At 59.9% G+C, this 20,485-nt stretch carries 20 protein-coding genes and 1 pseudogene; 19 read left to right on the forward strand and 2 right to left on the reverse strand.

Annotated elements, in window-relative coordinates:
- Positions 1-20 precede the first annotated feature (20 nt).
- Complete coding sequence (locus THALAR_RS06850) at positions 21-1,592, reverse strand: ABC transporter substrate-binding protein (RefSeq protein WP_021100781.1); 1,572 nt, start codon at positions 1,590-1,592, stop codon at positions 21-23.
- Between the two features lie 283 nt (positions 1,593-1,875).
- On the opposite strand from THALAR_RS06850, the gene THALAR_RS06855 reads away from it, so the two are divergent.
- The 10 genes from THALAR_RS06855 to THALAR_RS06900 all read left to right on the forward strand — a co-directional run bounded on the left by THALAR_RS06855 (position 1,876) and on the right by THALAR_RS06900 (position 11,375).
- A complete protein-coding gene (locus THALAR_RS06855) occupies positions 1,876-2,538 on the forward strand; it encodes a GntR family transcriptional regulator (protein ID WP_211264786.1) in 663 nt (220 codons plus the stop codon).
- A gap of 46 nt (positions 2,539-2,584) precedes the next feature.
- Positions 2,585-3,253 (forward strand): flavin reductase family protein, encoded by a 669-nt coding sequence (locus tag THALAR_RS06860; RefSeq protein WP_021100783.1) that lies wholly within the window; start codon positions 2,585-2,587, stop codon positions 3,251-3,253.
- Positions 3,254-3,414: 161 nt separating this feature from the next.
- The gene (locus THALAR_RS06865; RefSeq protein WP_021100784.1) at positions 3,415-4,704 is read left to right on the forward strand and encodes an amidohydrolase; all 1,290 of its coding nucleotides are present in this window, start codon (positions 3,415-3,417) and stop codon (positions 4,702-4,704) included.
- A gap of 81 nt (positions 4,705-4,785) precedes the next feature.
- A complete protein-coding gene (locus THALAR_RS06870; RefSeq protein WP_021100785.1) occupies positions 4,786-5,751 on the forward strand; it encodes a LacI family DNA-binding transcriptional regulator in 966 nt (321 codons plus the stop codon).
- Positions 5,748-6,782 carry an ABC transporter substrate-binding protein gene (locus THALAR_RS06875; protein WP_021100786.1) on the forward strand — a complete coding sequence of 345 codons (1,035 nt, stop codon included), beginning with the start codon at positions 5,748-5,750 and terminating at the stop codon, positions 6,780-6,782. Before THALAR_RS06870 ends, THALAR_RS06875 begins: the two co-directional genes overlap by 4 nt.
- A gap of 22 nt (positions 6,783-6,804) precedes the next feature.
- Positions 6,805-7,671 (forward strand): ABC transporter permease, encoded by an 867-nt coding sequence (locus tag THALAR_RS06880; protein WP_021100787.1) that lies wholly within the window; start codon positions 6,805-6,807, stop codon positions 7,669-7,671.
- The gene (locus THALAR_RS06885; RefSeq protein ID WP_021100788.1) at positions 7,668-8,450 is read left to right on the forward strand and encodes an ABC transporter permease; all 783 of its coding nucleotides are present in this window, start codon (positions 7,668-7,670) and stop codon (positions 8,448-8,450) included. The genes THALAR_RS06880 and THALAR_RS06885 overlap by 4 nt, the downstream gene beginning before the upstream one ends.
- On the forward strand, positions 8,443-9,399 hold the full coding sequence (locus THALAR_RS06890) for an ABC transporter ATP-binding protein (protein WP_021100789.1): 957 nt from the start codon (positions 8,443-8,445) through the stop codon (positions 9,397-9,399). Before THALAR_RS06885 ends, THALAR_RS06890 begins: the two co-directional genes overlap by 8 nt.
- Positions 9,399-10,310, forward strand: coding sequence for a nucleoside hydrolase (locus tag THALAR_RS06895; protein WP_021100790.1), 912 nt, complete (start codon positions 9,399-9,401; stop codon positions 10,308-10,310). The genes THALAR_RS06890 and THALAR_RS06895 overlap by 1 nt, the downstream gene beginning before the upstream one ends.
- 15 nt (positions 10,311-10,325) lie before the next feature.
- A complete protein-coding gene (locus THALAR_RS06900) occupies positions 10,326-11,375 on the forward strand; it encodes an adenosine deaminase family protein (RefSeq protein WP_021100791.1) in 1,050 nt (349 codons plus the stop codon).
- 44 nt (positions 11,376-11,419) lie between these two features.
- On the opposite strand, the pseudogene THALAR_RS18055 reads toward THALAR_RS06900, so the two are convergent.
- Positions 11,420-11,806, reverse strand: a pseudogene (locus tag THALAR_RS18055) (DUF3830 family protein); the annotation flags it as partial.
- 186 nt (positions 11,807-11,992) lie between these two features.
- On the opposite strand from THALAR_RS18055, the gene THALAR_RS06905 reads away from it, so the two are divergent.
- The 9 genes from THALAR_RS06905 (at position 11,993) to cls (ending at position 20,462) form a co-directional block, all read left to right on the forward strand.
- Entirely contained in the window at positions 11,993-12,982 is a 990-nt protein-coding gene (locus tag THALAR_RS06905) for a TRAP transporter substrate-binding protein (protein WP_021100792.1), read from the forward strand.
- Positions 12,979-13,518 (forward strand): TRAP transporter small permease, encoded by a 540-nt coding sequence (locus tag THALAR_RS06910; RefSeq protein WP_040817356.1) that lies wholly within the window; start codon positions 12,979-12,981, stop codon positions 13,516-13,518. Before THALAR_RS06905 ends, THALAR_RS06910 begins: the two co-directional genes overlap by 4 nt.
- On the forward strand, positions 13,515-14,795 hold the full coding sequence (locus THALAR_RS06915) for a TRAP transporter large permease (protein WP_021100794.1): 1,281 nt from the start codon (positions 13,515-13,517) through the stop codon (positions 14,793-14,795). Before THALAR_RS06910 ends, THALAR_RS06915 begins: the two co-directional genes overlap by 4 nt.
- Positions 14,796-14,815: 20 nt before the next feature.
- Positions 14,816-15,568 carry an aspartate/glutamate racemase family protein gene (locus tag THALAR_RS06920; protein WP_021100795.1) on the forward strand — a complete coding sequence of 251 codons (753 nt, stop codon included), beginning with the start codon at positions 14,816-14,818 and terminating at the stop codon, positions 15,566-15,568.
- Between the two features lie 15 nt (positions 15,569-15,583).
- Positions 15,584-16,288: a GntR family transcriptional regulator gene (locus THALAR_RS06925; RefSeq protein WP_021100796.1), complete on the forward strand. Its 705-nt coding sequence runs from the start codon at positions 15,584-15,586 to the stop codon at positions 16,286-16,288.
- A gap of 1 nt (position 16,289) precedes the next feature.
- The gene (locus THALAR_RS18365) at positions 16,290-16,535 is read left to right on the forward strand and encodes a hypothetical protein (RefSeq protein ID WP_154666754.1); all 246 of its coding nucleotides are present in this window, start codon (positions 16,290-16,292) and stop codon (positions 16,533-16,535) included.
- Positions 16,536-16,804: 269 nt separating this feature from the next.
- The gene (locus tag THALAR_RS06930; RefSeq protein ID WP_021100798.1) at positions 16,805-18,340 is read left to right on the forward strand and encodes a phospholipase D family protein; all 1,536 of its coding nucleotides are present in this window, start codon (positions 16,805-16,807) and stop codon (positions 18,338-18,340) included.
- Positions 18,340-19,026, forward strand: coding sequence for an endonuclease/exonuclease/phosphatase family protein (locus THALAR_RS06935; RefSeq protein WP_021100799.1), 687 nt, complete (start codon positions 18,340-18,342; stop codon positions 19,024-19,026). The genes THALAR_RS06930 and THALAR_RS06935 overlap by 1 nt, the downstream gene beginning before the upstream one ends.
- Complete coding sequence (cls, locus tag THALAR_RS06940; RefSeq protein ID WP_021100800.1) at positions 19,023-20,462, forward strand: cardiolipin synthase; 1,440 nt, start codon at positions 19,023-19,025, stop codon at positions 20,460-20,462. Before THALAR_RS06935 ends, cls begins: the two co-directional genes overlap by 4 nt.
- Positions 20,463-20,485 lie beyond the last annotated feature (23 nt).

Here is a 20,485-nt window from a genome sequence, read left to right on the forward strand (position 1 = left end):
CGCCCCAGTCTCAGGGAGGATTATTTGGTCACGTACCACATGCGCGGCTTGTTATCGGGGAACTGCGGGAAATCGCTGAAGCCCTTGGATACGGCCCATGCCATCGGCTGCTGGTGCAGCGGCATCATGATGATCTCGTCCTTGGCGATTTTCAGCGCGTCGGTTTCCATCTGAAGCCGTGTGTCGCGGTCCAGCTCGACAGCCGCCGATTGCGTCAGCTTGTCCAGCTCCGGATAGGACCAGTCACCCCAGTTGAACACGCCGGAGTTGCCCTCTTTGGAATGCAGCATCTGCACAAGGATCGAGTAGGTGTCCAACATCGGCAGCGTGGCCCAGCCGATTGTGTAGACATCTGCCTTGCCGTTCGCACGTTTGGGCGTCTGCTTGGCGGTCGGCCCGATGTCAAGCTTGGGCGTCAGACCCACGCGGGACCACATCGACGCAATCGCCTGACAGAACTGTTCCTCGTTCACATAGCTCTCATTAGTGCAAACGAAGTCAAATTCGAACCCGTCGGGATACCCTGCCTCTGCCAACAACTCCTTCGCTTTTTCCGGGTCATAGGCAGCGGGCGTGTCCAGTTCTTCGGAGTATCCCGGGATGGACGGTGCCACCAGAGTTCCGGCATTGCGCGACTTGCCACGCATGACCTTGTCCTGAATCAGGTCCATATCCACGGCCATCTGCATGGCCTGACGCACACGCAGATCGTTCATCGGGTTCTCGCCGCCGGCAACCAGTTCGTCACGGCGGTTGAAGCCCAGCATGACCGTGCGCAGGTCCGTGCGCTCCAGCAGGGTCAGGTTCTCCGCCTGCTCAAGGCGGCCTAGATCCTGCACCGGTGCGCTGTCGACGAAATCGACCTCACCCGACAAAAGAGCCGCGACCCGCGTGGCTGCGGAGCTGATAGGTTGGAATTCAATCCGCGTCAGGTTGTGCGCCGGCTCGTCCCACCAGTTTTCATTCACCGTAAGTATCGTTTGCGCTTCGGGCGTGCGGGATTCCAGAACAAAAGGTCCGGTGCCGTTGGTGTTGAAGGTCGCAAAGCCCTCGACACCTGCGCTGACATCCGTGGGTTTTTCAGCATTGTTCGCAACGAGCCAGCCTTTGTCGAAGATGTGGATATTGGTCAGGTCGTTTAGCAACAGCGGATAGGCGCCGTTCAGCTCGATGTCGATGGTGTAGTCATCCACCACCGTGGCGCTTTTGTAGGCCGGCAGGTTGCCCTTCAGCGGTGATGTTTCATCGCTGACACGCTCCAGCGAGGCCAGCACGTCTTCCGCGGTGAAGTCGGCGCCGTCATGGAACTTGACGTCCTTGCGCAAGGTAAAGCGCCAAGTGGTCGGCGACACGATTTCCCATTCGGTAGCCAGGGCCGGCTCAATCTCAAGATCCCGGTTGTAGCGCACGAGACCTTCGTAAATGTGGTTCAGGAAATTGATGGTGTAGCTGTCGCCGTAGGAATACGGGTCCAGCGAAACGATGTCTCTCGGCGCACCCCAGCGGACGGTTTCAGCTTGCGCTGTCGTGGCCAAAAGCGCGGCGGACAGGCCGGCCAACGCCACGCTTTTCATCTTGGTAGAAATTCTCATCTCTGTCTCCCTGACATTGCATACATATGGAAATCTTATCGTATACGATTAACCGACTCAGATATCGCCTGAAGGCAAATTTTAAGTGTTTTTGAAGCACTTCGCTGCCAAAACAGGTCCGATACAACAGAAGACTAGGAGTAATTCTCTCACTTGGCTACAAAAATAATAGTAAATTGTATTCAGTCTTTGTATACAATAAGATTATTGCAGTTGTTGCCAAAACTCGCACCATTCATGACATAGGTTCCGCATGTACAAATCCTCTACCCGCAGCTTTCCTGTGTACGATTCGCTTCGGCAGGCGATCATCGAGCAGGCTCTCAAGCCCGGCGTGAAATTGCCGGAAGATTCTATCGGGGAGACGTTCAGCGTCAGCCGCACCACCGTCCGCAGCGCACTGGTCCGACTTGACGCAGAAGGGTTGGTTGATCTTCAGCCGAACCGGGGGGCCTCTGTCGCGGTTCCCACCATCGAAGAAGCCCATGACATTTTCGAGATGCGACAATGCCTTGAACGGGAAGTCATTGAGCGGCTTTGCAAAATGGATGCGAAACCGATCCTAAAGGCCCTCAAGGTGCATTTGGCCGAGGAAAAGAAGTATCTGGATGTCGACACGACACGCTCAATCCGGTTGGCGGGTGAGTTTCACATACTGCTGGCGGAACTGACAGGTTCGAGGATTCTGGCCAATTACGTCAACGAAATCGTATCGCGCTGCTCGCTGATCCTCGCACGGTTTGCCCAAGCCCATTCGGCCAAGTGCGGGGTAGACGAGCATAGCGAAATCATCGCAGCGATCGAAGCGGGTGATGCTGATCGGGCTGCGGCACAGATGCACCAGCATCTTGATGGCGTCCAGGACCGCGCGTTGTTGAACCCCGATGATCAGGACAAAGACGACGTTAGCGCCATCCTTGCGCGCTATGTCACGCCGAACGCCTGAACTTGCGCTCCTATTCTTCAAGCCCACCGCAAATATGGAACATTCAATGGCCAGCATAAATGCACAGTCGGACCGCTTTGACTTTGGCAAACTCAGCCCCCGCGACCGATACAAGCTGCTGATCGGCTCGGTCGTGCCCCGCCCTATCGCATGGGTTACGACGGTGGATGAAAACGGCCGCCCAAACGCTGCGCCCTTTAGCTTCTTCAACTGTCTGTCCTCCGACCCGGCCATTCTGGCACTGGGGGTAGAGAACTACGCTGACATGCGGTTCAAGGATACCGGTCGCAATATCCGCGTGACCGAGGAATTCACGGTCAACATTGTGGGCTATGACAACCTGGAAGCGATGAACGTAACGGCGGTGCCCTTCGGCCCTGAAGTGGACGAATTGGAGATGGCCGGATTGACCATGATCCCCGGCGAATTCGTGTCATGTCCACAAATCGCAGAGGCCCCGATCAGGCTGGAATGCCGCAAACACGTCACGCTGAACATCGGTAAATCGCGCGAGATCATCTTGGGCGAAGTGCTTGGCATGCATGCCCGCGCCGGTCTGGTAAATGATCGCTTCCATGTGGACCCAATGGCCCTTGACGCATTGGGCCGCATGGGCGGGCACGGCTATTGCAGGTCAAACGAAACCTTCGACCTGCCAACCATGTCCGAAGCCGACTGGCACGCCAGCCAACACCGCGCAACAGCGACGAAGTGATCGCGATGCATTTGTTGCTCTGAGCGAAACCTCTCGCAACATATTGGTTTAGCGGTGAAATCCGGCGACTTATCGCACTGACACATCTACAGGATTGAGCAAGGATACCGGATCAGGCCATCATGCGCACAAACTGCCCGCAATTTCATAAGGCGATTCCCATGAGCGTTTTCTCAAAGGTATTCTCGGCCAGCAACTCCCCGGAAATCGCGATACGGCGGGATTTGCACAAGTATCCCGAAACAGCGTTTCTTGAATACAGGACCGCATCTCTGGTGGCCGAAACGTTGGACGATCTGGGCTATGCGGTGCGCACTGGCAAACAGGTAATGGATGCGTCTGCACTGGTGAACCCGCCCTCCGCCGAGGTGGAAGCCGAGGCCGTTGCGTCCGCGCTGGCCAATGGTGGCGTGGCAAGCTGGATCGAGCGCATGCGCGGCGGCCTGACGGCGGTGGTTGGCGAAAAGTCCTTCGGCCCCGGCCCGGTTCTCGCGTTTCGTTTCGACATGGACGCACTGACATTGGTAGAGGCGGATGCGAGCGATCACGCCCCCCGCGCACAAGGCTTTGCCTCAACTGACCCGGAGCGGATGCATGGTTGCGGTCATGACGGACATGTGGCGATCGGGCTGAGTGTGGCACGCGAATTGGCCGAGACCGAGGCACTTTCCGGCACCTTGCGCTTCATCTTCCAGCCTGCGGAAGAAGGCGGACGCGGGGCCGCGCCAATTATCGCGGCCGGTCTGCTCGACGACGTTGACTACCTTTTCGTGGCGCATCTGGGCTGCTTTCTGGGCTCCGGAAAGGTGGCGCCGGATGCATGTGACTTCCTGCATTCAACCAAGTTCGAGGTGGAGTTTCGTGGCCGGTCCTCACATGCTGCGATGGCCCCGCAGGACGGGCGCAACGCGCTTTTGGCTGGTGCTTCCGCCGCGACCGCGTTGCACGGCATCACACGGATTGCGGGTGAAGAAACATTCGTGAACGTCGGCAAGCTGATGGCTGGGACGACCTTCAACATCATCGCCGACACCTGCGAAATGCTGGTGGAGGTGCGGGCGCAGACAGCCGAAGGTCACGCAGCGATGATCAAGCGAGCGGAAGCCGTGATAAACGGGGCGGCGCAGATGCAAGACGTCGAACACAGCATGCGAATCGTGTCGCAGCTGAACGGCAACACGAACCACCGCGAAGCGCTGGACATTGTGGACCGAGCGGCGGGCAGCCTGCCCGGAATAGAGGTGGTCGACAGCTGGCCCATCGGCGGCGGGGACGACGCCTCCAAGATGATCGCACGCGTGCACGAGCGCGGCGGCAAGGCGGCTTATTTCCTTGTAGGCTCTGACATTACCGCGCCGCATCACGCGCAAGAGTTCGACTTTGACGAGGCCTCTCTTACTACCGCGCGGCAGGTGTTTGAAAATATTGCGCGGCTTGTGCTGGGAGAGTGATAACAAGCAGTTGATCGGTTAATTGCCTTCACGTAAGGTTAAACGATTAACCCGCCTCTCCAAGCCGCGAAAGGCAGCCGGATGAAGCCCCGCCTGAGTGACATTGCCCGCAACCTCTCCGTCTCTTCCGCGACGGTGTCGTTGGCTTTGTCGGGCAAGGGGAAAGGCCGGATTTCTACCGAGACGATGGACCGGATCGAAGCCGAAGCCGCGCGCATCGGCTATGCGCCAAATCAGATGGGCAAAGCGCTGCGCACGGGGCGCAGCCAGGTCATCGGCCTTGTGCTGCCCGACTTCGCCAACCCGCTGTTCCCCCGCATGGCCCGCGCCATCATTACCGCCGCCGAGGCGAAGGGATATGGCGTACTGGTCGCCGACAGCCTCTCCGACACCACCACGCAGGAGCGCGCAGTCCAGCAACTCGTCAATCTCGGGGCGGACGGGCTGGTGGTGATCCCACGCAAGGGCAGCAAGATCGCCAAGTCCAGCATACCCATCGTCGTCATCGATGCCGCGACCTCGCCGCTCAACGTTGTATCGGCAGACCATGCGGGCGGTGGTGAGATCGCGGTCACGCATTTGCGCGAACATGGTCATACGGACATCTTGTATTTGGGCGACACCCAATCGTCGCTGGTACAGCGCACCCGCATTAAGGGCATGATGCGCGCAGGCGGACCGGGGGGGCGCACCCTTTGGATGGAGGACGCGCCCGACATCGCCGCGGCGGTACGCGACGGGGTCACCGCCATCGCCACGACCTCCGACAGGATCGCGCTTCAGGTCATGCTGGATCTGGCCGCCGCAGGTCTTCGGGTTCCGCAAGATGTATCCATCACGGGTTTCGACAACCTTGATTTCGGCGAGATCGTCAGCCCGTCCCTGACCACTGTCGCCACGTCCGATACCATCATCGGCACCGGCGCAATCGACGCGTTGGACGCGCAAATCAATGGCGCAGACCCGATCACAGAACACACGGTTCCCATGCATCTGATCAGCAGGGAAACGGTAGCAAGATTAACGTCAGGAGGAGAGACCACATGAAACTCAAAAGCACACTAGGCGCCGCCGTAGCCGCCGCAGCGCTGACCAGCACACCAGCGCTGGCGCAGGACCGAACGCTGACCATTTCGGTGTATGCGTTCGCGCAAGAGGAATTCCGCGAGCTGGTTTATGAGCCGTTCGAGGAAAAATGCGGCTGCGATCTGGTCGTCGAGACCGGCAACTCGGTCGAGCGCATGTCCAAGATCGAAGCCAACCGCGAAAATCCGGTGATCGACATGGCGGTCATGTCACTACATGACGCGCTGTCCCTGTCCCGTCAGGACCTTTTGCAGAAGATCGACACGTCCAAGCTCAGCAATCACGGCGACCTGTTTGATGTGGCCAAGGACCCGCTCGGCAATGGCGAGGCGGTGGGCTACACGCTTTACGCCACGTCGATCGTTTACCGGACTGACAAGGTCGAAATCGCAAGCTGGAAGGACCTCTTTCAGGACAAGCTGAAAGGCCGCGTGGCGCTGCCCGACATCACGACCAACCAAGGCGCACGCACCCTTTGGATGATCGGCAAGGCGATTGGTGACGAGGACATGTCGCTCAAGGCCCCGATGGAACTGGTGGGCGAAAATGCGGACGACATCGCCACTTTCTATCAACGGTCTTCGCAGCTGGCGCAGCTTGTGCAGCAAGACGAAGTCTGGGCTGCGCCGGTTGGCCGCTTTGCCTGGAGCCGGTTCAAGGATAACGGGCTGGACATGACATGGGCCGAGCCTGCGGAGGGCCAGTTCGGCGACATGAACGTGATGATTATGCCCAAGGGCATTCCTGCGGAGAACGCCGAGCTCGCGCTTGAATTCATGGACTACTGGCTATCGCCGGAGATCCAGCTTGCGCTTGCCGAAGCCCTGATCGACAGCCCTGTGAACAAAACCGTCGAGGTGTCGGCCGAGGCGGCGGAGGGTCTGACCGTGGGCGCGGAACTGATCGACAGCCTGAACTTCATGGCGCCGGAGGTCATTCTCGACAACCGCGACCAGTGGCTCGACAGCTGGAACGACACCGTCATCCAGTAATCAACCAACAGGAAACGGACCCATGTTCGACAACAGAACAACCGGCCTTCTTCTGGTGCTGCCCGCGGCGATCTTCGCCGCGGTGCTGTTCCTTGTTCCCGTCGGCATACTGTTGTCGGAGGCCTTCACCGGACCGGATGGCGGCTTCAGCTTCGGGGCTTATGTCGACTTCTTCTCGTCCGACCGCAATATGACCGTCTTCTGGCGATCGCTGCGGCTGGGGCTTTATGTGATGCTTACATCGGCGGTGATCGGCTATGCGGCCGCCTTCTGCATCGTACAGCTTGCCCCGAAATCGCGAGGGCGGATTTTCGCGTTGATCATCCTGCCGTTGATGATTTCGCCCGTGGCGCGAACCTATGCGTGGCTTGTGATCCTTGGGCGCACCGGTATCGTCAATCAGGTGATCGTCGGGCTGGGCCTGTCGGAGGACAGTTTGAGGCTGCTGTTCACCGAAACGGCGGTCTTCATCGGCCTGTTGCAACTGTTCCTGCCGCTGATGATCATCTCGTTGATCTCCTCCATGGAGAACATGCCACGTGACGTCATCCCCGCTGCCCGCGTGTTGGGCGCAAGCTGGTTCAACGTGTTCTTCCGCGTCATTATTCCTCTCACGCGCGAGGGCCTGGTGGTCGGCGGCACCCTCGTCTTTGCCGGATCGATGACGGCCTATATCACGCCCGCGATCCTCGGCGGCTCCAAGGTGCTGATGCTCGAGACACTGCTCTACCAGCGCGTGACCGTGGCCAATGACTACGCGTCCGCCAGCGTTATCGCGATGATCCTTGTGGCCATGTCCGTGGTAACGAACCTGTTGCTCAAGCGGCTGGCCAAGCCGCGAAACCGCAAGGTCGCGATCCAGACCAAGAAAGTGGAGGCCATGACATGAACACGTCGCGCACCGCATCGTGGGTCATTATCGGCCTGACGCTGCTTTTCCTCATCGGGCCGTTCGTCGTCATCGTCCTCGCGGCGCTGACCAATGGCAACAACCTCGCCTTCCCGCCGGAAGGGCTGTCTCTGCGCTGGTTCATCAAGGTCTTCACCATCGAAAGCTTCCGCGACAGTTTCGTGATCTCCATGGTGCTGGCGGTGTTTGGCACGCTGGCGGCGTTGGTAATCGGAGTGCCCGCCGCCTATGCCATCGTGCGCTACAAGGTGCCCGGTGCAGGCGCCGTGCAGCTTATCGTGTCCTCGCCGTTGATCGTGCCGGGGATCATCGTGGGCCTTGCCTTGCTGCGCTATCTCGTGATCCCCACGGGCTTCACCATCTTCGCCACGCTGTTTCTGGCGCATACGGCGCTTATCCTGCCCTATGCCGTGCGGGTGGTCACGTCGTCCATGCAGAACCTGCGCACGGATGTCGAAGAAGCCGCGCTGATACTGGGCTGTTCGCGGCTCGGCTCCTTCTTCCGCGTGGTCTTCCCGAACATTCGCGGGGGTATACTTGCGGCGTTCATTCTGGGCTTCGTCACCTCCTTTAATCAGGTGCCGGTGTCGCTGTTCTTGTCCGGCCCTGGCGTGCGCACCCTACCAATCGACATGCTGGCTTACATGGAGACAACCTACGACCCTTCGGTGGCGGCGCTTGCCTGCCTGCTTGCCGTGATGTCCGTGGGTATCGTCTTTGCGGCCGAAAAATTCCTGGGGTTCTCAAAATATGTCTGATTTCGTCAAACTCGATAAACTCACCCTCGCTTATGGCGACGTCGTGGCGGTGCCGGATCTGAGCTTCAGTATCGGCAAGGGAGAGTTGGTCGCCCTGCTGGGCCCCTCGGGCTGCGGCAAGACCACAACCATGCGAGCCATCGCGGGTCTTATGGCACCCAAATCCGGCTCCATCCATATCGACGGGCGCGATGTGACCAATCTAGCGCCCTCCAAGCGCGAGGTGGGGCTGGTGTTCCAATCCTACGCGCTGTTCCCGCATTTGTCGGTGTATGAAAACGTGGCGTTTGGCCTCAAGATGCGCAAGGCGTCCAACATACGCGAACGGGTGGAGGAAGCCATCGCTTCGGTCGGCCTGTCCGACTTCACCAACCGGCTGACCCCCGACCTGTCGGGCGGACAGCAACAACGGGTGTCTCTGGCGCGATCACTGGTCGTCGAGCCCAAAGTGCTTCTTCTTGACGAGCCTCTGTCGAACCTCGACGCGCGGCTGCGACTTGAGATGCAACTTGTGCTCAAGGACATCCAGCGACGCACCGGCGTGACTATGATCTTCGTCACACACGACCAAAGCGAAGCACTGGCGCTGGCAGACCGCATCGTATTGATGAAGGACGGGGTCATCGTGCAGGAAGGCTCGGCCGAAGAGATGTATAACGCGCCACGGACCCGCTTCGCCGCGGACTTCTTCGGGTTCGAGAACATCTTTCCCGGCGACGACGGGCAGGACCGCGCCTGGCGGCCCGGCGCGATCACGCTGGGCGACGGCCCGTTCGAGGGCCAGATCAGGGGCATGTCCTTTGGAGGCGACTACCGCACCTATGTCATCGACACCGAGCGCGGACAGATCAAGGGCGCGGTCCGCGCCGATCTTCCGTCCTACAAAGAAGGCGACAAGGTCCGGTTCGATCTGCCGATGGCGCAGGCGGTGGCGCTGGACGCAGGTTGATGACCCGCCTCTGGATCGACACCGACATGGGCGTGGACGACGTGCTGGCGATTGTGGCGATGCGGGCGCATCGCGCGGTCGACGGCATCTCGCTGGTCTCGGGTAATGCCCCGCTGACTCAAGTGGCGCAGAACGCGGGAAATTGCGTGACGGAACTGGGCTGGGACGTGCCGGTGTATCACGGCGCTGACCGGCCCGTGCTTGGCCCATTGGAAACCGCGCAAGCCATCTTGGGGGCGGATGGGCTTCCCGCCCGCGGCGAAGGGCCGGTTTTCACCAAGGACAGCCCCTACGATTTCCCTCACTTTCTGGGGCCGCTCTGCGACTGGCTGGAAGAGGACGGCCCACACGAAATCCTGGCACTCGGCCCGCTCACAAACCTTGCCATACTTGCGTTGGCGCGGCCCGACCTTCTACCACGTATTGACCGGCTGGTCTGGATGGGCGGCGCGGTCGGGCGGGGAAATCACACGCCCTCGGCGGAGTTCAATGCCTTCGCGGACCCGGAAGCCGTGCAAATCGTGCTGGACCGCGGCGTGATGCCGGATGTTATTGACCTAGACGCCTGCCGCGAGGTGCAGATTGGTTCTGCGGATGTGGACGCGCTCGCCGGTGCCACCACACCCCGCGCGCGTATCCTGCACCGGTTGCTGGGGGGGTATCTCGATATCGGGCTGTCACGCGGCCGTCCCGGTATGGCGCTTTATGACCCGGTCGCTGCCGCCGCTATGATTGCACCCGAGAATTTCACCTTCGAGGACGCACGCGTCCGCATGGCCTGCACCGACCCCGTGACGCGGGGCCGGACCGAGACCGATTTTCAAAGCCAGACGCCCAATGCACGTTTTGCCACAGACTTGGATGCCGACGCCATCCGAACACTGTGCCTTGCGCCGCTCGCGCTGGACTGACCGGAAAGACCGACGATGATCCTCTCCGATGCTTATTTCGCTGCTTTGCCCAAGGTGGACATTCACTGCCACCTTCTGGGCACCATCCGCGAGGAAACCCTATGGGACTTGGCACAACAGGCCCGCGCCCCTATTACCCGCGACGAGGTTGCAGACTATTTCATCCGAGGCGAGAAGCCGCGCGGGGTGCTTCATGCCTTCCGCTTTATGGAAGAATATGTGCTCACGACACCGGCCTGCCTGCACCGGCTCACGGCTGAATGTCTGGAAGACATGGCCCGTGAAAACGTGCTTCACGCGGAGTTGTTCTGGAATTCCACCGGCACGCTGGCGCATCATCCGTCGCTTGACTTTGCCGAGTTACAAGACGCCATCACCCGCGCCATGGCAGAAGCCGAGGTCGCACATGGCATCACCGCGCGGCTGATCCATGCCATCGACCGCGAAGCCAGTCCTGAGGACGGAGCCGCAACCGTGGCCCGCACTTTGGCGCATTCTGACCCCCGGGCTGTAGGCATTGGATCTGACTATCTTGAGACCGGAAACCCGCCCGAGAAATTCTGGAAAGCCTACCGAATGGCGCGCGACGGCGGGCTGAAGACCACTATGCATGCGGGTGAATTCGGCTGCCACTGGCGCAATATCGAGACCGCTGTGGACCTGCTTAGGGTGGACCGGCTGGATCACTGCTACACGATACTCGACAATCCTACGCTGCTGGAACGCGTGCGCGACGCCGGTATCGTGGTCACGGTGGTGCCGACCAATTCGTACTATATGCGGACGCTATCGCGTGACGAATGGGCCGAAAAGCATCCGCTACGGCGGATGCTGTCGTCGGGGCTGCGACTACATCCCAACACCGACGATCCGACATTTCACAACACCACGCCCAACCGCGTCTGGACGTCGATCCACCGTGATTTCGGCGCAACGACCGACCAGATCGAGGCCATGATCTGGAACGGTGTCGCGGGGGCATGGCTGGATGACGCCACACGCGTCGCGCTGGAAGATCGCACCCGACGCGGCCTTGAGGACGCGAAAGCGCATCTCGTCGCCTGACCTGCCAGCGCGCGGTAGGCGGCTTCGATCAGCAGATCCTGCGCCCCTTTCCAAAGGACGTCATTGCCCAGCTTGGGCAGGTCTTCGTGATTGCTGGTGATCGTCAGGAAATGGTTACCGGCAAGCTGGCCAATCTTGGACGAAAAATCGAGGCCACCATAGGCCAGAATGATCTCCGTTTCACTGATCCCACCCGGATATAACAGCATGTGACCGGGTGCCGGGTGACTGGTGTGGTTCTCGTAGCCCACCCCGAAATCATTATCGCCGAGAGACACCCCGACCCCTTCCCCGTTCCAGCGGACGTGAACAAGCTGCCCGCGATAAGGCAGCAGTTTGCGGATGGCGGCGGCGGTATCGGGGGCCGCGTCGCTCTCAAAACGCGCATCAACCCGGTAAGCGCCTGCGGTGATCTTGAGTTGATTGGTCATGGAGAGCGTTCCTTTCGCGGTGAGTCTGGGGGGATTGCAGTAATAAAAATATCTTTTTCATATAAATCAATTATTTGCCTTAAATATTATTTTTTATAAAAAATATCTTGTATTCTTCGATATCCCGGATGACGCTAGGTCACATGACGAAACCACCCGGTATTCGCTCAGTAAGGGAGACACATCATGAATTCGTTTTTCGCCAAAGCCGCAGCCGGTGCGACCGCGCTGGCGTTGCTTTCCGCCTCACCAGTCCTTGCCGAAGCCCTGCGCGTTGCGGGGAACTTTCCGGTAGAACATTCCAGCTCCGCAGCAATGGAGAAATTTGCCGAAAGCGTCGCTGCGCTAACCGATGGAGAGTTGGAAATCGCCAACTTCCCCGCAATGCAACTGGGCGGCGCCAAGGAGAATGTCGATCAGGTCCGCTCCGGCGTGGTTTTTGGCACCTGGATCGGCTCCGCCTACCTGTCGCGCACCGTGCCCGAGCTTGAGGCCGTGTCCCTGCCCTTCGTATATCCCGACCGCGAAACCGCGTTTCGCGTGATTGATGGCGCGGCGGGTGACCTGCTGGACGAGAAGCTGGCCGAAAAAGGTTTCGTGTCGCTGGGCTGGATGGAACTGGGGTCACGCAACGTGACGAACAATATCCGCCCGCTGGCGACAGTCGCGGATTTCGAAGGACTCAAGCTGCGGATGCAACCCAACGAGACCCATCTCAACACCTTCCGCGCAATCGGTGCCAACCCGGTCTCCATGGGGATTTCCGAGGTCTACGCGGCGCTGCAACAAGGCGTGCTGGACGGGCAGGAAAACCCCTACGCCATCATCGCATCCCGCAACTTCAACGAAGTTCAGAAGCATCTGTCCGACACCAACCACTTCTTTGATTACATCGTTCTGGTTGCCAACAAGCGCAAGTTCGATGCGTTGTCAGAAGAGCATCAGGCAGCCGTGCGCGAAGCTGCCGCCGGGGCCATTGCATGGCAACGTGCCAAGGCCGCCGAGGAGGATATCGCATCTCGTGAGGCACTGATCGAAGCTGGCATGACCTTCACCCCGATTGCCGACAACGTTCGCGCGGAACTGCGCGACAAGACCCAGTCGGTGATTGCCGATCTCAAGGAACGCATCGGTGCGGACCTGATCGACACCGTTCTGAACGAAGCGGGCAAATGAGCACCCTGCTACCAGACGACTGGCCCCCCATCGGGGGGGCTGGCTTCCAGCGGATGCGCATTGCCGTGGACCGTATTGACCGGTCGACACTGTTCCTCGTGGTCGGTGCCATGGCTGCGATGGCCATACTGGTCGTCGGGCAGGTAATCTTCCGCTACGTCTTCAACTCGGCTATCGACTGGGCGGAGGAAGTCGCCCGCCTTGCGTTTGTCTGGGCGATGTTTCTTGCCATTCCCCACGGCATCCGCCGCGGCGTCCATGTGGGAATCGACGCTCTGGTCGTACGCTTTTCCCAAGGGCTCCAAGACCGGTTGTTCCGCCTGTCGGCCCTGATCGGCGCAGCCCTGATGGCAGTGATCTTTGCCTATGCCTGGCAGGTGACCGTCTACACCTGGCCGGAGTTGATGCCCACGCTCAACCTGACCGCTGCCGTCTACTACATCGCCATTCTGATCGCCGCAGTCCATTCCGTGCTGCACCTTTTGCTGCTGGCTTGGGGCGGACGCTCCACTTGGGAAGAAAAGAGCGCACAATGACCGCCATCGTCCTCGTCGTTTTCTTCGTTTTTGCCCTGCTGGGCATGCCGCTCGCCTTCGCACTCGGGCTGGCGTCTCTGGCGGGCCTTTTCGCTGGCGGGATCGAGCTTTCGGTGCTGCCGCAACGCATGATGCACGCCGTCGACAGCTTTCCGTTGATGGCTATCCCGCTGTTTATGCTGGCAGGCGAGTTGATGGTGCGGGCAGGCATCATGCAGCGCCTTGTCGACTTTTCCAACGCCATCGTTGGCCGGTTGCATGGCGGTCTGGCGCATGTGGCAATCGTGGCCGGCATGATGCTGGCGGCGGTCTCGGGCGCCGCTGTGGCGTCGGCTTCTGCGCTTGGCTCGACGCTGGTGCCGGCCATGCGCAAGTCCTACGACGACGGATACTCCAGCGCCGTCGTCGCCTCTGCCGCCAATCTCGGAGCTATCCTGCCCCCCTCCAACGCAATGATCGTTTACGCGCTGATGGCGGGCTCTACCGTGTCGGTGGGCGGCCTGTTCATGGCGGGGGTCATTCCCGGCCTGCTGCTTACGCTTGGATTTATGGTCGTCGCCTCCTATCTTTCGTGGCGCAAAGGCTTCAAGCTGACCGGCGATCCGTTCGAGATACGCAATGCCTTGGGCGAAACCGTGCGTGCGCTGCCGGTGCTGGCCATGCCCATCGTAGTGGTGGGCGGCATTGTCGGCGGGGTCTTCACCCCCACCGAAGGCGCGGGCATCGCCGTGGCCTATGCGGTGATTGTGGGCTTTCTGGTGACGCGCGAATTGAAGCTTTCAGACATGGTGCCCGCGCTGTTCAACGCCGCTGTGGGCGCAGCCATGGTCGGTGCCCTCATCGCTTTTGCGGCCGGTGTCACCTTCATCTTCACCATCGACATGATCCCGGCGAGCATGGCGCAATATCTGCAAGAGCTGACCGAGAACCCGATGGTGTTTCTCGTGCTGGTTATGACCATGCTGATCATCGTCGGCATGTTCATCGAATCCAACGCGGCCTACATCATGCTAGTGCCATTATTCGCGCCGGTTGCGGCAAGTTTCGGTATTGACCCGCTGCTATTCGGCTTTCTGTTCGTGTTCAATCTGGTAATCGGAATGATGACCCCGCCTGTCGGCGTGGTGCTCTTTGTTATGAGTGGCATCACCCGCGTCTCCATGGGCGAGCTGATCCGCAACGTCTGGCCCTACGTCGCCGTGCAGTACGCCGTGCTGGTCCTTTGCGTGATATTCCCCGGCGTCGTCACCTGGCTGCCACGCGCACTCGGTTACTGATCCATTCCAAGGTTGAGCTTATGAAAATACTACTGATTAACCCCAACACAACAGAGGCGCTGACCGATCTGCTCGGCGACGCCGCGCGATCTGTACTGCCCGCTGGCACCACGCTTGATTGCGTAACCGCAGAGCGCGGGGTGCCCTACATCTCTACGCGGACTGAGGCCATAGTAGGCGGCCTGTCCGTTCTCGAAATTCTGGCCCAGCACCACCGGAATTATGATGCTGCGATTGTCGCGGCCTTCGGCGACCCCGGACTTGGCGCAGCACGTGAGCTTTATGATATCCCAGTTGTCGGCTTGGCCGAGGCTGGGATGCTCAGCGCATGTATGCTCGGGGCCAAATTCTCGATTGTGACCTTCGCGCAGGCGCTCGGGCCATGGTATCGCGAATGTGTCGAATGGCATGGCTTGGCGGGCCGCTGCTCCGGCGTGCGAATGCTGGACGGAACGTTTCGCGATATATCCGATGTGCAGGGTGAAAAGGCCGACCTTCTGGTCGAGTTGGCAAACCGCGCAATTGATGAGGACGGCGCAGATGTCATCGTGTTGGCCGGTGCCCCTTTGGCCGGGCTTGCCCCGCAGGTACGTGACCGCATTCCGGTACCGGTTGTCGATTGCGCACAGGCGGCGCTGCTTCAGGCGGCAGCGCTTGCGGCCTTGAAACCGGTCGGCGCAACGCGCGGCAGTTTTGCGCGCCCGGCAGCCAAAGGCTCGACCGGGCTCGGTGACGCTTTGGCCAAACGTATTGCGCATGAAGACGCAGCCTGAAAAGGTGGGCCGTATATGACAGTATCAAACACCCAGACGGCCGCAGAGCCGGTGCGCAAAGTCCGCCTGAGCCGAAAGCCATTGCATGAACGGGTTGCCGACGATCTGCGCGACCGGATCATCACCGGCCAGCTTGAACCGGCAGAGAAAATCAACGTGGGCGCGTTGGCCGAGGATATCGGCGTATCACTGACGCCGCTGCGCGAGGCACTAAAATTGCTGGCCGCCGAAGGACTGGTCGACCTGACCCCGAACCGGGGGGCATCGGTATCGGAAGTAACCGTTGACCAGACGCGCAATCTCTTCGAGGTGATTGCCGGAATCGAGGGGCTGGCGGCAGAGCTGGCGACGCGGCGCATGAGCAACCAAGACCTTGCCGAACTGACCGACCTTCACGCGGAAATGCAACGCCATGCAAGCGACACCTCCCGCGAGAAATACTTTGCGATCAATCGTAAAATTCACGACAAGATTGTGGCCTTCGCGCAGAACCCGATCCTGACCATGCAGCGCAACCTGCTGGCCCAACAGGCCGAGCGGGTGCGCTTCATTGCGCTAAAACGGGACGCCCGCAGGGATGAAGCAATGCAGGAACACGAAGACCTGATGGCTGCCTTCGCCGCCCGCGATCCTGACCTTGCCCGACGCACGTGGCGCAAACATCTGATCGCATCGGGCGAGCAGACCATTGCCTTGCTGGCGCAGACGCAGACCGGCTGACTTGCTGAAAAGCCTGCGGCATCGCGCCTGTAACCCGGCACCTGGACTTCCCGTATCTCTTGAGGAGGAGGGTGATCACCGGCCTGACGAAATGTGCTGCACCGACATCACCTTCGTGCCGGTCAAGAACGGTTTTGGGTGTCTGGTGGCCGTTATTGACCAGGTGTTGCGCCGGAGGCTGCCGGGTTCGATGGACACGCATGACTGCGTCAAGGCGCTGAAAACGCTAGAGTCTCTGAATGCCTAACCATCCACCAAGCCAAGGGAACTCAAGGGGCCCGCAACCGCATTCTTACAGTGATTGCCCGTCGACCATTGGCATCACGATGGAAATTCCGCGCAACGATGCATAAATGTAGGACCCGACGGGCTTCACCCGGCGTTAAGGACACAACATATGACTGTGGCGGGTCCGGTCGCATTTACCATGCCGGGCGGTATCGACATCGGGTGCAAAGTACCGACACCATGGCCTTGATGGAAACCGCGCGACCCGCGACTGGAGAACACGCCTAGATGATAACTTTCCTCAAATATCTTGCTGTGATGGCCTTCCTGACAGGTGTCGTAATCGTCCTCGCACGTCTCCTGTTTCCTCTTCCCAAAATCGAAAACCGCGTCGACAGCTCGGCCCTGCCACCGCCGACCAAATCCGCGTTGGTGTCGTCGATCATGCGCCAATGGAAAGACCATCCGGACAAGACCGGAGTGGCACCTTTGATCGACGGCGCAGGCGCATTTGCGGCGCGGGTAATCCTGGCAGACGCGGCGGTGTCGTCGATAGATGCGCAATACTACATCTGGCATGATGACCTCACCGGGGCGCTCATGCTGGATGCGCTGAAACGTGCGGCAGATCGCGGAGTGCGGGTGCGGCTGCTGCTTGATGACAACGGCATCAAAGGGCTCGATCCGGCGTTGGCGGCCTTAAACGCTCATGAGAACGTGGAAGTGCGGCTGTATAACCCTTTCAACCTGCGCACGGGCAAGCTTCTGTCCTACGGCTTTGACTTCTTCCGCCTCAACCGCCGCATGCACAACAAATCCTTCACCGTGGACGGGATGGCCACAATCCTTGGCGGGCGTAATATCGGGGACGAATATTTCGACACCGGACCAGCCGTGCTTTTCGTTGATCTCGACGTTCTTGCGGTCGGCAAAATCGTCCCCGAAGTCGCCGCTGATTTTGATCGTTACTGGGCTGCGAAGGCCGTGTATCCCGCCGAGCCGATCATCGGTGCCGCGCCACAGGGAGACCCTATCGAAGACCGCATCGCCAACCTTTCCGGCAATCCCCAACTTGAGGAGTACAGGGAGATCGTAGAGGGGTCCGACCTCGTCGCCGCGTTGCTGTCGGAGGATCTGGAGCTTGAGTGGACAGATGTCATCTTGGTCAGTGACGACCCGATCAAGGGATTGGGCGCGGTCCCGCGCGAGGATTTGCTAGCCACCCGCCTCCTTTCGGCGGTGGGCAATATCGAGAAGCGGTTTGACGGGATCACCCCATATCTCGTGCCGGGCAAGGCAGGGGTGAGCGCTTTTTCCACTCTGGAATCAAGTGGCGTAACGGTCCGGATGCTGACCAATTCGCTGGAGGCGACGGATGTTCTGCCCGTTCATGCCGGATACACAAAGCACCGTCGGAACATGTTGAAAGCAGGGGTGGAGTTGTTTGAGCTCCAAACCCAGTCTGCCACCAAGACACCCAAAGACAAGATGGGGCCGCTCGGGTCATCCGGCGCCAGCCTTCATGCAAAGACATTTTCGGTAGATGGCAAGCGGGTCTTTATCGGGTCGTTCAACTTCGATCCGCGCTCGACAACGCTCAACACTGAAATGGGGCTGCTGATAGAAAGCGAGACAATGGCGGAGCGCATGCATCAGGCTTTCGACGAGAAGTTGGGCGGCAGGGCTTGGGAGGTGACGCTGGAAGGCGGCCACCTGAGCTGGACCGACGGAAGCACAACTCGCACCCAAGAGCCAGGGTCCAGCGTATTGAGATCCTTCGCCCTGACCGTAATCGGCTGGCTGCCGGTGGAGTGGCTTTTGTAATGCGGGTTGCGAGCTACAATATTCGCAAGGCCGTCGGGTTGGACTGGCGCCGCGACGGGGACCGCGTTGTATCGGTGTTGGAGGAAATCAACGCCGATGTGGTGGTGTTGCAGGAATCCGACAAGCGCGTCGGGCAGCGTGCGGGTGTACTGCCGCTGAAGCGGTTGCAGGAAAACCTCGGCTATGAGCTGGCCGACGTATCCGAGCGTGCGCTTAGCCATGGCTGGCACGGAAATGCGATCCTGTATCGTCGGGAAGTCATTCAACTCGATCGCGCAATTCGGGTGGAGCTTCCCACCCTTGAGCCGCGCGGGGCCGTGAGCGCGCATTTGTCGGCTCCTTCGATCGAGGTCATTGGCGTGCATCTGGGGCTAACGCGACGCACGCGCGCCAAGCAGTTGGCAGCCTTGAAACGTCACATGGACGCCGTGCAATGCCCGGTGCTTGTCGCGGGCGACTTCAACGCATGGCACCCCGAGGCGGGCATCATCACTGCCCTGGGCGACGACTACGAAATGGTCCTGCCGGGCAACAGTTTCCACGCCTCCCGCCCCATTGCAGCGCTAGACCGCTTCATCCTGAAAGGCGGTGTCGGCCATGTCTCCAGCCATGTGCATCGCTCGGCGCTGGCTGCCAGAGCATCCGACCACCTTCCCATCGTGATAGATCTGGATGTACCACGATGACGATAGCAGGCGTTCTTCTCGCGCTTCACACCTTGGTCGTGATCGCCTTCACCCTGCGAATCCTGCTGCGTGACGACCTGTCACCGCCTGCCCGCCTCGCATGGTTCGTGGTCCTGACGCTTGTGCCTTTTGCGGGCAGCCTCGTGTACTTTCTGTTTGGTGAAGTCACGGTGGGCAAACAGGCCCACGCCGCCCAGAAGACCATTCAGGAGCAGGTCCAAAGCGGCCGCCTACCCGCTCCTGACTACGACAAATACTTACAAACCGACCTCGACCCCACATACCAACCCGCCTTCAGCTATGCCTCGTCGGTCAACGGGTTCCCCGCCACGGGCGGAAATACGGCAGAGCTGATGGCAGACGGCACTGAAACCCGGGACCGCATCGTGGCCGATATCGACTCAGCGCAAGACCATGTCCATGCGCTCTACTACATCTGGCTTAACGACGAGACTGGTATCGCATTGGCGGAAGCCTTGATGCGTGCCGCGCAGCGCGGGGTAACTTGCCGCGCCATGGCAGACGGTCTGGGATCACGCGCGTTGATCAGGTCGGACCTGTGGCAGCAGATGAAAGAGGCGGGCGTGCAGCTTGCAATTGCGCTGCCGCTTGACCGTCCTGTCCGCACCCTGCTGACCAGCCGGATCGACTTGCGCAACCATCGCAAGATCACTGTGGTGGACGGGGTTACGACCTATTGCGGCAGTCGCAACTCTGCCGACCCAGAGTTCCGCGTGAAGGCGAAATATGCGCCTTGGGTCGACATCATGCTGCGATTTCAGGGACCGGTCGTGGCCCAGAACCAGTTGCTGTTCGCCAGCGACTGGATGCGCGCCACCGGTGAAGTATTGGAACCGGCGCCTCCGCCACCAGCCGCAAACAAGGGCGGATTTCCCGCGCTCGTGACGGGTCACGGACCGTCGGAGAGACGAACATCCACCCCGCAACTGTTTGCGACGCTGTTCGGCTGCGCAAGACATAGCGTGACGCTGTCGACGCCCTATTTCGTCCCCGACGCCATCGTACTTGAAGCGCTGAATGCCGCGGCCCATCGCGGCGTGGACGTCACATTGATCTTTCCAAAGGTCAATGACAGCTGGATCGTCGCCGCCGCGAGCCGCAGTTTCTATCGCACGCTGCTGGAGGCGGGTTGCACCATCCACGAATATGAAGGCGGTTTGTTACACGCCAAAACACTGACAGTGGATGGGGAGGTCAGTCTGATCGGCTCATCAAACCTTGACCTGCGTAGTTTCGATCTGAACTACGAAAACAACATTCTTTTGCATGATGCCGAAACGACGCGGAAAATCGGAACCCGTCAAAGCGAGTACATCGCAAAATCGGTCCAGATCGACCATTCGGACGTTGTCAAATGGCCCTACCACAAGCGGATCTGGCACAATGCAATCGCAACGATCGGGCCGGTCCTGTAGAGGCCTGAAGGGCTTGGATCGCG

The organism is Litoreibacter arenae DSM 19593 (assembly GCF_000442275.2).
In the GTDB taxonomy this organism is placed as follows: Bacteria; Pseudomonadota; Alphaproteobacteria; order Rhodobacterales; family Rhodobacteraceae; genus Litoreibacter; species Litoreibacter arenae.